This window comes from Georgenia sp. Z2081 (assembly GCF_055326445.1).
The window spans coordinates 52,736-66,036 of sequence record NZ_JBUZNK010000001.1; the positions used below are offsets into that span (position 1 = coordinate 52,736).

Annotated in this window: 11 protein-coding genes and 1 tRNA gene; 2 read left to right on the forward strand and 10 right to left on the reverse strand. The window is 73.1% G+C overall.

The genetic code is table 11. The features are described from left to right. Window positions 1–20 precede the first annotated feature (20 nt). Together ACZLKG_RS00260 and ACZLKG_RS00265 are read left to right on the forward strand one after the other, a co-directional pair. A complete protein-coding gene (locus ACZLKG_RS00260) occupies window positions 21–788 on the forward strand; it encodes an electron transfer flavoprotein subunit beta/FixA family protein (RefSeq protein ID WP_425707203.1) in 768 nt (255 codons plus the stop codon). Further along, on the forward strand, window positions 785–1,747 hold the full coding sequence (locus ACZLKG_RS00265; protein ID WP_463647512.1) for an electron transfer flavoprotein subunit alpha/FixB family protein: 963 nt from the start codon (window positions 785–787) through the stop codon (window positions 1,745–1,747). Before ACZLKG_RS00260 ends, ACZLKG_RS00265 begins: the two co-directional genes overlap by 4 nt. A gap of 15 nt (window positions 1,748–1,762) precedes the next feature. Here the strand turns inward: ACZLKG_RS00265 and ald are convergent, their stop codons facing one another. The 10 genes from ald to ACZLKG_RS00315 all read right to left on the reverse strand — a co-directional run bounded on the left by ald (window position 1,763) and on the right by ACZLKG_RS00315 (window position 13,282). Continuing rightward, a complete protein-coding gene (ald, locus tag ACZLKG_RS00270; RefSeq protein ID WP_463647513.1) occupies window positions 1,763–2,890 on the reverse strand; it encodes an alanine dehydrogenase in 1,128 nt (375 codons plus the stop codon). A gap of 179 nt (window positions 2,891–3,069) precedes the next feature. Further along, the gene (locus tag ACZLKG_RS00275; protein ID WP_425707206.1) at window positions 3,070–3,609 is read right to left on the reverse strand and encodes a DUF4442 domain-containing protein; all 540 of its coding nucleotides are present in this window, start codon (window positions 3,607–3,609) and stop codon (window positions 3,070–3,072) included. Window positions 3,610–3,656: 47 nt separating this feature from the next. Continuing rightward, a complete protein-coding gene (locus tag ACZLKG_RS00280) occupies window positions 3,657–5,678 on the reverse strand; it encodes an ABC1 kinase family protein (RefSeq protein ID WP_425707207.1) in 2,022 nt (673 codons plus the stop codon). A gap of 128 nt (window positions 5,679–5,806) precedes the next feature. Then, the gene (gene solA / locus ACZLKG_RS00285; RefSeq protein ID WP_463647514.1) at window positions 5,807–7,024 is read right to left on the reverse strand and encodes an N-methyl-L-tryptophan oxidase; all 1,218 of its coding nucleotides are present in this window, start codon (window positions 7,022–7,024) and stop codon (window positions 5,807–5,809) included. Window positions 7,025–7,128: 104 nt separating this feature from the next. Further along, window positions 7,129–7,458, reverse strand: coding sequence for an ankyrin repeat domain-containing protein (locus ACZLKG_RS00290; RefSeq protein WP_463648058.1), 330 nt, complete (start codon window positions 7,456–7,458; stop codon window positions 7,129–7,131). A gap of 194 nt (window positions 7,459–7,652) precedes the next feature. Next, on the reverse strand, window positions 7,653–8,246 hold the full coding sequence (locus tag ACZLKG_RS00295) for a hypothetical protein (RefSeq protein ID WP_425707209.1): 594 nt from the start codon (window positions 8,244–8,246) through the stop codon (window positions 7,653–7,655). A gap of 90 nt (window positions 8,247–8,336) precedes the next feature. After that, a complete protein-coding gene (locus ACZLKG_RS00300) occupies window positions 8,337–9,290 on the reverse strand; it encodes a DUF429 domain-containing protein (protein ID WP_425707210.1) in 954 nt (317 codons plus the stop codon). A 165-nt stretch (window positions 9,291–9,455) separates the two neighbouring features. After that, window positions 9,456–10,241 carry a class I SAM-dependent methyltransferase gene (locus ACZLKG_RS00305; protein ID WP_463647515.1) on the reverse strand — a complete coding sequence of 262 codons (786 nt, stop codon included), beginning with the start codon at window positions 10,239–10,241 and terminating at the stop codon, window positions 9,456–9,458. A gap of 121 nt (window positions 10,242–10,362) precedes the next feature. Continuing rightward, window positions 10,363–10,446 (reverse strand) — tRNA-Leu (locus ACZLKG_RS00310). A 364-nt stretch (window positions 10,447–10,810) separates the two neighbouring features. Beyond that, window positions 10,811–13,282 (reverse strand): phosphoketolase family protein, encoded by a 2,472-nt coding sequence (locus tag ACZLKG_RS00315; protein WP_463647516.1) that lies wholly within the window; start codon window positions 13,280–13,282, stop codon window positions 10,811–10,813. Between the last annotated feature and the right edge of the window lie 19 nt (window positions 13,283–13,301).

The following is a 13,301-nucleotide window of genomic DNA, read 5'->3' on the forward strand; positions in this document are numbered from 1 at the left end:
CGACCGTGAGGAGTGACCCCGTGAAGATCGTCGTGCTCGTCAAGCACGTCCCGGATCCGGAGGAGCCGGCGGTGCTCGCCGGCGAGGATCGCCGGATCGTCCGCGAGGGCGGGGTGCTCTCGGAGACCGACTCGCGCGCGATCGCGGTGGCCGAGGAGCTGCGGGGCGACGGCGACACGGTGACCGCCCTGACGATGGGGCCCGCGCTCGCGGAGCCCTCCCTGCGCAAGGCGCTGGCCGCCGGCGCCGACGACGCGGTGCACGTGCTCGACGACCGTCTCGCCGGGGCCGACGCGCTGACGACCGCGCGCGTCCTGGCCGCCGCCGTCACCCGCCTGGACGCGGACCTCGTGCTCGCCGGCAACCTCGCCACCGACGGCATGGGCGGCATGGTGCCGGCGATGCTCGCCGAGCTGCTCGGGCTCCCGCACGTCACGCACGTCGAGGACGTCTCCCTCGACGCCGACGTACTGAGCGCGCGGCGCGTGTCCGGCCCGGTCGCGCGGACCGTCAGCGCACCCGTCCCCCTCGTCGCGTCGGTGGTCGAGCAGGCGGCCGAGCCGCGGATCCCGAACTTCATGGGGCTGCGGTCCGCCCGCACCAAGCTCGTCGAGGTCCTCGGCCTGGACGACCTCGGCCTCGACGTGCCGCGGGCGGCGTGGCGCGTGACCGGCGCCGAGCCCGCGGCCGAGCGCACGCGCGCCGAGCTCGTCACCGACACCGACGAGGCGGTCGAGCGCATCGTCGACCTCCTCACCTCCACCGGCACGATCGGAGCCGCCACGTGACCGTCCTCGTCCTCCTCGAGACCGCCGAGGCGGCGGCTACCGCCGACTCCCTGGCGCTCCTCCCGCTCGCCCGCACCCTCGACGCCGGCGAGGTCGTCGCCGTCGGTTCTGCCCCCGCCGCGGACCACGACGCGATCGCTGCCGCGGCCACGGCCGCCGGGGCCGACGTCGTCGCCCTCGCACCGGTGCCCGGCGCCGAGGTGCTCGTCTCCCCGCTCGTCGACGCCCTCGCCGGTGCCGCCGAGCTGCTCGGCGACGTCTCGGTCGTCCTCGTCCCGGCGACGTCGGACGCCCGTGAGGCGGCCGGCCGGCTCGGCGTGCGGCTCGGCGTCGCTCCCCTGTGGGGCGCCGACCGCCTCACCGCCCCCGGCGGCACGCTCACCACCAGGCAGCCGGTCCTGTGGAACCAGTGGACCGTCACCGCCGAGTCCACCGGCGAGGTGGCGATCATCGTCGTCGACCCCACGACCGACCCGCCCGCGGCGACGCCCGGTGCCGGCCGGCGCCTCGAGCTGCCCGCCCCGACCTCACCTGGCGCGCAGGTCCACGAGCGCGAGGTGGCCACCACCGAGGGCGGCCGGCCCTCCATCACGGAGGCCGACGTCGTCGTGGCCGGCGGTCTCGGCGTGGGCTCGGGCGAGCAGTGGCCGGTCGTCGAGGAGCTCGCGGACGCGCTCGGCGCGGCGGTGGGCGCGACGCGGTCGGCCGTGGACGAGGGCTGGGTGCCGTTCGCCGCGCAGATCGGGCAGACCGGTGAGGTGATCTCCCCGCGCGTCTACATCGGGCTCGGGATCTCCGGCGCCATCCAGCACACGTCGGGCATGCAGCGCTCGGGGACGACCATCGTCGTCAACGAGGACGAGGACTCCCCGCTCTTCGAGCTCGCCGACCTCGGCGTGCTGGGCGACCTGCACGAGATCGTCCCCGCCCTGCTGGTGGCCATCCGCGCCCGCGGCTGAGGGCGGGGAGGTCCGCTACTGCGGCCCCCTCCGGTGCCGGTCGTGGTCCTCGGCCGGCGGCAGGTCGTGCGCCTCGGCCACGCCCGCGTGCAGGACCGCGCCGTCGTGGGTGTTGAGCCCCTCGGCCAGGACCGGGTCCGCGGCGCACGCCGCGCGCCACCCGCCGTCACCGGCGAGCGCGCGCACGTAGGGCAGCGTGAGCGAGGTGAGCGCGAACGTCGACGTGCGCGGGAACGCGGCCGGCATGTTCGCCACGGCGTAGACGGTCGATCCGCCGGCCGTGAAGGTCGGGTCGGAGTGCGTCGTGGGCCGGGAGACCTCGAAGCAGCCACCCTGGTCGATGGAGATGTCGACCAGGGCCGCCCCGGGACGCATCGCCTCGACGAGCTCGCGGCTGACGAGCTGCGGCGCGTGGGCGCCAGGGACGAGCACGGTGCCGACCACGAGGTCCGCGCGCAGGACGGCCTCCTCGATCGCCTGGCCGGTGGCGGCGAGGGTCCGCACGCCCGGGCCGAACGCGTCGTCGAGCCGACGCAGCGCGGGGATGTGCTTGTCGAACACCGTCACGGACGCGTGCAGCCCGTGCGCGAACGTGGCCGCACCGGTCCCCGCGACGCCGGCGCCCAGGACGACCACCTCGGCCGGGGCCACCCCGGCGATGCCGCCCATGAGCACCCCGGTGCCGCCACGGGTCGCGTCGAGCAGGTTGGCTCCGACGATCCCTGCCATGCGGCCGGCGATCTGGGACATGGGGGCGAGCAGCGGAAGGCGGCCGTCGTCACTCTGCACGGTCTCGTAGGCGATCGCCGTGGTGCCCGCCTCGAGGAGCCGCTCGGTGAGGGGGCGGTCGGCCGCCAGGTGGAGGTAGGTGAACAGCACCTGATCGCTGCGCAGGAACCCGTACTCGGAGCCGACCGGCTCCTTGACCTTGACGACGAGGTCCGCCGCCCAGGCCTCGGCGGGGTCGTCGGTGAGCGTCGCCCCGGCCGCGGCGTAGTCGTCGTCGGTGAGTCCGGAGGCCACGCCGGCGCCGGCCTGGACGACGACCGCGGCGCCGTCCCCGACGAGCTCCTGCACGCCGGCCGGCGTCAGTCCGACCCGCCCCTCGTGGTCGAGGACCTCGGTCGGGACACCGATCCGCATGCTCACCTCCGTCTCACGGCCGTGCTCGGCTCCCGCCGGGCGCGGGCACCCGCACGGGTGGCGACCAGCGTAGTGCGGATACGCATCCGGCCTGGTCGCAACCACCGCGTCGGCCCCGCGCCGCCCGCCCTTCCCGGTCAGCGCCTTCCGGTCAGCGCCGCCCGGTCAGCGCCACTCGGTCAGCGCCGGACGGCGGCCGCCTCCTCCGCCTCGGACAGGGTCGACGACGGCCTGAGCCGGACGTGCAGCTGCTTGCGCACACGCGCCACCACGGTCCCGTCGGTCGCGACGACATCGGTGGTCAGCCAGTGGAGGTGCGCCCCGCCGTCGGCGGCGCCGGCGCGGATCTCGTCGAGCAGGTCGTCGGTCACGCGGAACTCGGCCTCGACGGCCGTGCGGCCGGGACGGAGGTAGTCGATCTCGCCGCGCTTGTCCCACACCGTGTAGTCGGGGCCGAGCGCGCGGCCCACGAGCAGCATCCAGAACGGGTCGGTCATCGCGTACAGCGAGCCGCCGAACTGGGTGCCGACGTAGTTCGAGGTCAGCGGATTCTTCGAGAGCCGGACCCGCGCCGTCCGCGCGTCCGGGGAGAGATGGGTGATCCGGATGCCCGCGAACAGCATCGGCGGCCAGGCGTTCATCACCCACTTCAGCGCGAACGTCGATCTCAGGCTCCGGTCGAGGTCGGCGTAGGTGGGCAGCTTCGGCAGCGACGGCATGGGACATTCTCCCGCAGCCGCCCCCTCCGGCGCAGATGGGTGACCGGCTATCGCCGTTCGCTCCGACGTCGTGCCTGGTCCTGGTCCCCGAGGAAGACCTGCACGAGCACCCGTGCGCCGAGCGTGAACGCGAACAGCAGGAGCGCCGCTCCCACGACCGGGAGGATGCGGATGCCCTCGGCGAGGTCCGGGCCGCCCGGCGTACTGATCAGGAGGGCGCCCGCCAGTCCCAGGGAGGCGGCGAGCACGGCGACGATGAGCTGCTGGACGATGCCCGTGACGAACGCGCGGTCGTCCTCGTGGCCGAGCACGCGGGTGTTGACGGTGAAGCGGCCTGCCTCGAGGTCCTCCGTGAGCCGGTTGAGGCGTCGGGGCAGGCGCTGGAGCATCGGCAGGACCGCGGCCGCCTGCCCGAGCAGGGCGTCCTTGACCGCCTGCGGGCCGAGCTTCTCGCGGGACAGCGAGCGCCCCTCGGCGCGGGCGGCGGTGACGAGGTCGACGTCGCTGCGCAGGAGGGCGAGGGTGCCCTCGAGCGAGCCGAGCGCGCGGAAGGCACCGGCGAGCTGAGGCGGCACGGTGAACCGGTGACGCAGGACGATGCTCAGCAGGTCGCCGAACACGGCCGAGGTGCCCCCCGCGTCGAGCACCGCCAGCCGGGTGAGCAGCTGACCGATCTCGCGCTCGAGCGCCCGGTCGTCGAGGTGGTCGGGCCGGTCGAGGAGGTCGACGAGGGCGTCGGTCGTGGCGATCGCGTCGCCCCGCTCGACGGCGCCGAGCACGAGCCCGAGCGATCCGCGCGACCCCGAGTCCAGGCGTCCCACCGAGCCGAGGTCGAGGAGCGCGACGGTGTCGTCGGGGCGCAGCATGATGTTGCCGGGGTGCAGGTCGGCGTGGAAGACCCCGGTGACGAGCACCTGGCGCAGGATCGTGCCGACCAGCGCCTGGCTGAGCGCGTCGCGCCGGTCGAGCCGGAGCCGTTCGACGTCGGCGCGCGGCGACGACAGGGGCGACCCCTCGATGCGTTCCATCACCAGCAGGGTCCGCGAGCTGATCTCCGGGTAGGCGCGCGGCACGTGGACCAGGTCCGACGTGGTCGACGCGGCCATCGCCTGCATGTTGGAGAGCTCGACCGTGTAGTCCAGCTCCTCGTCGAGGGAGTCGGCGAACCCGCGGGCGAGCGAGCGCAGTCCGAGGCTGCGGCCCCAGGAGGTCGTGCGGTCGAGCCGGTCCGCGAGCCGCATGACGATGTCCATGTCGCCGGTCACCTGCTGGCGCGCGCCGGGGCGCTGGATCTTGAGGACGACCTCGGAACCGTCGTGCAGGCGCGCCGTGTGGACCTGGGCGACCGAGGCGGCCGCGAGCGGCGCGGTGTCGACGTGCGCGAAGACCTCCTCCAGGGGGCGGCCGAGCGAGGCGTCGACGACGGGGCGGACCTCCTCCCAGGAGAGGGCGGGGACGTCGGAGTGCAGGCGGGACAGCTCCTCGACGACGGTCGCCGGCAGCAGGTCCGGCCGGGTGGAGAGCGTCTGCCCGAGCTTGACGAACGTGACGCCGGCGTCCTCCAGCGCCCGCCGCAGCGCGCGGGCCGACGTGTGGGGAGCGGCGTCGGCGTCGCGCCGCCTGGGCATGCGTGGCCGGAGCCAGGCCACCAGACCGTGCCGGGCCGCGATCTGGACGACCTCCGCGTACCGACGTGCCCGCCGGAAGCGGGCGGGCGTGCCGCGGACGAACGCGATCGGCGAGGGGAGCGCGCCGGTGGGGACGACGGCCTCGAGCACGGCGAGGACCATGATCTCCAGGACGAGGACCCATGCGGTGCCGAGCACGAGGATGATCCCGAGCGGGAGCGGGTCCGCCGTGCTGGTCCAGATCTGGTCGGTGCCGATGTGCAGGCCCTCGAGCACCCGGTCGAGCAGCGCCACCGCCGCCGTGTTACCGATCAGCGCGACGATGATCGTGCGCGGCCAGCCGACCGGCGCCCCGAGCAGGCGCCGGGCCACCACGGCGACGACGATCGCGTTGACCAGCGCCGTCGCGGCGACGAGGAGGTACCCGAGCAGGGACTGCATGTCGGACAGTGTGGCGGACGCGTGGTGCTCGGTGTCACCCGGCCCCGACGCGCGGCTGGTCCGGAGCGAAGTCCGCACCCCCGCGGCGGGCCCGGTAGCGAGGGCCCCGCCCGCGCAGCGGGCCCGGCCTACCGGTCCGCTCGCATGAAGGTCGTGTCCGCGAAGGGGCTCTCCCCCGCCACCTCCTGGGCGAGGAGCTCGCCGATCGCCGGCGCGTGCTTGTGGCCGTGCCCGGAGTCCCCCGCGGCGACGACCAGCCGCTCCCGGCCGGGCAGGCGGCCCACGTGGAACTGCTGGTCCGCCGAGCGCGTGTACATGCAGGCGACGCCGGACACCGGGCTCGGGTCGACGTCCGGGTAGGCGTGCGCGACCGCGTCGGCGAGCGCAGCGGCGTCGCGGCCCAGGTCGATCGACCGGTCGAGCCGGTCGGGATCGGCGTCGGAGAAACCGAGTGCGTCGGTGCCGTCGTCGTCGAGGCCGAGCTTGACGGCGAACCCGCCGTCGGTGCCGGGGAGCTGGGCGCCGTGCCCCCAGACGCAGCGCCCGTCGTCGAGCTCGCGGATGATCACCGGGAACCTCCCGACGTCGAGGATCCCGCCCGGTGCGAGCGCCGCGGGGTCGCGCCCGGTGAACCAGAACATGGGGACGCGGCGCGGCCGCAGCGGCAGGTCGACGAGCCGGTCGGTCCAGGCGCCGGCCGCGACGACCACCTGGCGGACGGTGAGGGTGCCTCCGCCGCCGAGGCGCACGACGACGCCGGCTCTCGCCTCGTCGATGGCCTCCACCCGAGCGCGGACGACCCTTGCTCCGGCGGTGCGTGCGGCGTCGACGGAGGCACGGACCCCGGCCTCGGGCCGTGCGAGGCCGGCGGCCGGGTCGAGGACGGCCACGTGGTCCTCGGGCAGGGCGTGCAGGACGGGGAACCGGTCGCGGGCGTCGGGGGCGCCGATCGTCTCCACCGCCGTGCCGGCGGCCCGGGCGGCGTCGAGGACCCCGGAGACGACGCGGCCGGCCGACGGTCCCGCCATCACGCCGCCGGTGAGCGTGAGCAGCTCGGTGCCGGTGGCGGCCTCGAGGTCGCGCCACAGCTCGCGGGCGCGGCCGGCGATCGGCGTGAGGCCGGGGTGCTCGAGGCAGAGCTCGCGGAAGAGGCGCGTGGTGCCGTGGGTCGAGCCGAGCGCGTGGCCGACGGCGTGCTGCTCGACACCGACCACGTCGATGCCGCGGGCGGCGAGCCGCCACAGCGCCTGGGAGCCCCAGGCACCGAGGCCCACGACGGCGACGTCGGCGCTTGTCGTGGGGGCGGAGGAGGTCGTGGCAACGGAGCTCGTGGGGACTGTGGACACCGGCTGAGTCTGGCACCGTGCGGGACGCGCGTTGTCGGCGAACGGCGCGTCGACCACGATGGGAGACGGGCCGGCAGGCGTCGGACGGGGGCAGACGCGGGGTGTCAGGCGGGCGGGAGCAGGTCCGTTCGTCCGAACATCTCGGCGGTGGCGCGCGCCGTGGGAGTGCCGTGGTCCGGATCGGCGCCGTGCTCGAGAAGGGCGGCGACAACGTCGTCCTCGCCCTTGAAGACCGCGCCTGCCAGCGGGGACTGGCCCCGGTCGTTGAGCCGGTCGACGCCGGCGCCACGATCGGCGAGCGCCCGGACGGCGTCTGCGTGCCCGTGATACGCGGCGAGCATGAGCATGGTGTTGCCTGCCGGATCGGCGAGGTCGACCGGGGCCCCGGCGTCGACGTACGCGGCGAGCCGCTCGGCCTCGCCGCGGCGCGCCATGTCGAACAACTCGTGGGCCAGCTGCGCCGCGCGGTCCTGCTCGTCGGGGTCGTCGTGCTCGTCCTGCTGAGCCGGCTGCTCGTGCTGAACGGGTCGGTGCTGCGAGGTCGGTTCGTCGGCGTCGCGCGGGTCGTCCGTGGCCATCGACCGAGCGTAGCCGCGGCGCCGGCCCGCCCGCCGACGAGAACCTGCGTTCAGCGTCGGCGGCGGAGCCGGTCCATCAACGAGCGCCTGCGCGGAGCCGGTACGGCCTGCCCGGACACCGGGTCACCCGGTCCCGATACGTCGCCGTCGCGGACGTACGGGGTGGTCTCGGTCGATATCAGCGCGTCGTCGAGCGCCACGCCCGTCGTGCGCTGGAGCAGCTCCATCAGCGAGTCCTCGGTCAGCGGCCCGATCCCTGCAGCCGCTTCCGCCGTGTCCGGCTCGCCGTCGTCGAGCTCGATCTGTCCTTCCTGCGAGCGCAGCTCGCGGAGAGGTCCGCCGGGCGCCGTGACCTGCCAGAGGTAGCTGTCCGAGGTGCCGCCGAAGACGGCGAGTCGAACGGTGCGGCCAAGGACCGGGGCCAGGACGGGGGCAAGCCCGAGAACGTCGAGCATGTCGCCGAGGAGCACCGTCCCGCTCGGAACCGCGGCGGCGAAGACCGCACCCGGATAGCCGACTGCCGAGGTGTCCGCCGTGAGGACGAAGTCCGCGAGGACGGTGCCGTCGACAGGTCGCAGTCCGGCGCCGGCGAGCTCGGCCGGTGCGGCACCCTCGACGACGGCGATCGCGCAGTTCCATGACATGGCAGGACGATAGCGCCGGCCGGGGTCAAGCCGCGTCGCGGAGTGCGATCGGGCCTGCGTCTCGGGTCGGACCGCGGCCGGCCGGGCGGGTCAGGCCGGTGGCAGGAGATCGGTGCGACCAAGGATCGGCGAGCGACCGTCACGCGCCGGCCGGGCTGCTTGTCCGACCGCCGCCCGCCACGCGGCTTCTCCCGAGGTCGCGAAGGAGACGGGGGTCCCGTCCACCGTGAAGCCGATCGACTCCTCGCTTATCGGTTCCTTGTTCCCGCCCGGCATCACCGCGGCTGCGTGAGTCGCCGGCGGCCGCGTCGTTCGAGGTCGGGGAGCTGGTGCGTGCGTCGGAGGTGGCGGCGCTACGATGTAGCCGGCGGCGGCACTGCCGTAGACATGGAGCGCAGCCGCATCGATGTCCCACAGCCACGCCAGGTGTGCGCACAGGATCGCGTCGACCTCGTCCTCGACCCTGTTGATGTCGGCCGGCCGAGAGGCTGCTGTCACGATCTCGACGATCTCCTGCCAACGCCGGCTCTCGCGGAGCTTGAGGTTGTCGAGCCCTTCAATACGGTCAACGACCTCGGCAAGGGCTGGTCGTCGGGTCTCGATGGAACCCTTCTTGTACTTCAGCGTCCGACCGAGCTCGAAGAGCCCCACCATCGCCGCGTGCGGGTAGACCTCGAGGCAGAGCGGCCGCGCCGTCGACCCCGGATCCACCTCCCAGCCGTGGCGCTGCGCCAGACGTTCAGCGCGGGGCGGGTTCATGTAGCTCATCGAGCGGTTGCTCGAGTGGCAGCCGGCGTCGTACCGGCCGTAGACCGAGGTCACGAGACGCTCGCAGTCGCGCTGGCCGGTCTCGTTCGTCACGACCAGAGGTGCGTCGACGGCGATGATTTCCCGCCCGTGAGCAACGTGCCGGGCGAGCCAGTCGTCGATCTCGGCATCGGAACCGACCGACCCGGATGCCGTCAACGCGCCGTCGGCATCGAGCACCGCCAGGCCGGTCCTCGCTCGATCGTTCCACGCGAGGTCGATCCCGACGTACGCCATGGTGGTCCACTACGCCTCTCGTGCAGATGTGACGGGGCCTCCGAACCTAGAAGGTCCCGAGGCCCCGTGACAACTGGTGACACTGTGCGCGCAGGAGGTCCTGAACTCCTGCCCTCGTCGACTCACGCACCCACGCGGGGGCGCCGCATGCCTCCGAGCGGGTGCCTATGGCGTGGCGCGGACGATGACCAGCGAGCCGTCGAACGTCGGTTGCCGCCGCAGTGCGCCGTACTTGGTGTCCCACTCGCCCGAATCGATCGCCACACCCAGGGCTGCCACGTACTTCTCGGCCTGCGCAGGATCGACGAAGCTCCAGGCCGAGCATGCCGCGCGCGCCCCGGCACCGAGCAGCTCCTCGGGACGCCCGTAGTACGCCTCGTTGAACCCGTCCGTGCAATCGAGCGGAATCGGCACCAGGTCGACGGCGACCGCGCCACCGAGCCCCTCGGCGAGCTCGGACATCGCAGGGTAGCGACGACGTTCCGTCGAGATGACGTCCGGCGCGTACTCGGCGAGCCAGAATCGGTCGAGCAGGTCAGGGTCGCAGGTCAGGATGACGACAAGGCCGCGGGTGACGCGGCGGATCTCCGCGAGTCCCGCGGCGAGATCACCCCACTGATGGACCGAGAACGTCGTCATCGCCGCGTCGAAAGCATCGTCTGGAAACGGCAACGACTCGGCTACCGCGTCGATCGCAGTGCTGAGCTGGTCCGCTCGCTGGGCGCGCATGCTCGCTGACGGTTCGATCGCCGTCACGTCCCGGTCGACGGGCTCATAGTTCCCGGCCCCTGCGCCGACGTTGAGCACCGTCCGTGCACCGCCGAGCGCATCCCACACGGCCTGCGCGATCCGCGGGTCGGGACGGCGATAGTCACTGTACGACTTCCCGATGACACCGTAATCAGCATCCCCGGCGCTGCCGTCCAGCTTTCTCGACTGCTCCACGGCCATGCACCGATCGTCACACAGGGCTGCGCGCGCACCGTCGTCGTCAAGAGACCGTCAACGAAAAACGGCTGAACCCCCGAGACCAGGGGTTCAGCCGTTCACGATGTCCTGGGACATCACACTGTGCGCGAAGGGGGACTTGAACCCCCACGCCCTTTCGGGCACACGGACCTGAACCGTGCGCGTCTGCCAATTCCGCCACTCGCGCGAGCCGTTGTACTGCGGCAAACAGCGTAGAGCAGGCTATCACCTGCGATCTGCGTGACGCCCGCGGATCCGGGCACCCCGGTGGTGATCCCGCACACCGGCGGCGCCGGTCGACGCGCAGCAGTGACCGGCACACCGGCGCCCACCGAGCCGGTGCGAGGCGTGCCGAGTCACCGAGGCAACTGGGTACGTGCCGAGTCAGTCGACGCGGGGCACTGACTCGATGTGTACCCCGCTGGCTCACCGCGAGACGCCGCAGGAGGGACGCCCAGCAGAACCGAGCTCACCGGCCGGGCCGAATCCCGCTCACTCGCCAGGTGGGGGCCGCTGCGCCCGGCAGAACTGCGCCCACCCGCCGGGAAGGGTCAGTCGTTGTCGCCGCCCGTGTCGTCGGTCGACCCGAGCCGCACCTCCTCGCCGCGGCTGTCCGTGAACGTCCACTCCGCGACCTCCGGGAGGTCCTCGCCGTGCCGGCGGGCGTGCATGCGGGCACGGGTCCTGGTGTCGAGGAGCTCCTGACGCAGCCCGGCGGCGCGCTCGGCGAGGCCGGGGACGCGGTCGATGACGTCGGCCGCGAGGCGGTACCGGTCCAGGTCGTTGAGCATGAGCATGTCGAAGGGCGTCGTCGTGCTGCCCTCCTCCTTGAACCCGCGCACGTGGATGTTGCCGTGGTTGGTGCGGCGGTAGGTCAGGCGATGGACGAGCGCCGGGTATCCGTGGAACGCGAAGATCACCGGCCGGTCGGTGGTGAACAGCGCATCGAAGTCCTTGTGGCTCAAGCCGTGCGGGTGCTCCCGCTCGTCCTGCAGCCGCATGAGGTCGACGACGTTGACCACGCGGATCCTCAGGTTCGGCAGCGCCCGCGCGAGCAGGCCGGCGGCCGCGATGGCCTCCATCGTGGGGATGTCGCCCGCGCACCCGATGACGACGTCGGGCTTCTCGCCGGTCACCTCGGTGCCGGCCCAGTCCCAGATGCCGATGCCGCGGGCGCAGTGCAGCTCGGCCTCGTCCATCGTCAGCCACTGCGGGTTCGGCTGCTTGCCGGCGACGACGACGTTGACGTACCCCTTGCTGCGCAGCACGTGGTTGAAGGTCGACAGCAGCGTGTTGGCGTCCGGCGGCAGGTAGATCCGCGTGACGTCGGCGGTCTTGTTCATGACGACGTCGAGGAACCCCGGGTCCTGGTGGGAGAACCCGTTGTGGTCCTGGCGCCACACGTGGCTCGACAGCAGGTAGTTGAGCGACGGGATCGGCACGCGCCAGGGGATCTCCAGGCTCGCGTCGAGCCACTTGGCGTGCTGGTTGAACATCGAGTCGACGATGTGGACGAACGCCTCGTAGCTGTTGAGCATGCCGTGGCGACCGGTGAGCAGGTAGCCCTCGAGCCAGCCCTGCACCTGGTGCTCGGAGAGCACCTCCATCACGCGCCCGCGGCGGGAGAGGTCGACGTCGGTGTCCACGATCTCGCCCTGCCAGGCCTTCCCGGCGACGTCGACGGTGGCCGAGAGCCGGTTCGACGCCGTCTCGTCCGGCCCGAAGACCCGGAAGTTCGTGCGGTTGCGGTCGACGACGCCGGCGAGCCAGCTCCCCAGCGTGCGCGTGGCCTCGCCCATGGTCCCGCCGGGCGAGGGCACGTCGACGGCGTGCTCGCGGTAGTCGGGCAGGTCGAGGTCCCGCGTCAGGCTGCCGCCGTTCGCGTGCGGGTTGGCGCTCATGCGCCGCTCGCCGGCGGGGTTGTTGCGGGCCACGGCGGAGGTGACCCGCCCGTCCTCGTCGAACAGGTCCGCGGGCCGGTAGCTGCGCATCCAGTCCTCGAGGAGCCGCGTGTACTCGGCGTTGCCGCGCACGTGGTTCATCGGCACCTGGTGGCTGCGCCAGGTCCCCTCGACGGGCAGTCCGTCGATCTCCTTCGGCCCGGTCCACCCCTTCGGGGTGCGGAAGACGATCATCGGCCAGCGCGGGCGACCCTCGAGCGTCCCGGCGGCCGCGGCCGAGCGGATGTCCGCGATCTCGTCGAGCACCCGGGCCAGCAGCGCGGCGAAACGGCGGTGCGTCTCGGCGGGGTCCTCGTCGTCGAACCCGCCCTCGAAGAAGTGCGGGCGGTGACCGTAGCCGATCATCAGCGCCTCGAGCTCCTCGCGCGGGATGCGGTCGAAGAGGGTGGGGTTGGCGATCTTGTAGCCGTTGAGGTGGAGGATCGGCAGGACCGTGCCGTCGACCGTGGGGTCGAGGAACTTGTTGCTGTGCCAGGCGGTGGCGAGCGGGCCGGTCTCGGCCTCGCCGTCGCCGACGACCGCGACGGCGATCGTGCCCGGGTTGTCGAACGCAGCCCCGTAGGCGTGGGACAGGACGTACCCGAGCTCTCCGCCCTCGTGGATCGACCCGGGTGTCTCGGGCGCGACATGGCTGGGGACGCCGCCGGGGAAGGAGAACTGACGGAACAACTCGTTGACGCCGCGCTCGTCGGGTCCGACGTGCGAGTAGACCTCGGAGTACGTGCCCTCGAGCCAGGCGGCCGCCACCAGCGACGGGCCGCCGTGCCCCGGGCCGCTGAGGTAGATCGCATCGAGGTCGCGCTCGATGATCTGGTGGTTGAGGTGGGCGTAGAGGAAGTTCTGGCCCGGCGAGGTGCCCCAGTGGCCGAGCAGCCGCGGCTTGATGTCCGCGTCCTGCAGCGGCCGGCGCAGCAGGGCGTTGCCCATGAGGTAGATCTGGCCGACGGCCAGGTAGTTCGCTGCCCGCCACCACGCGTCGACGGCCTCGACCGTCGCGTCGTCGAGGCGGTAGCTCTCGGTCTCGTTCGAGTCTGTCCCGGCCGTTGCGGCGTGGAGCTCCATGTCACCCAGCCTGGTGCTC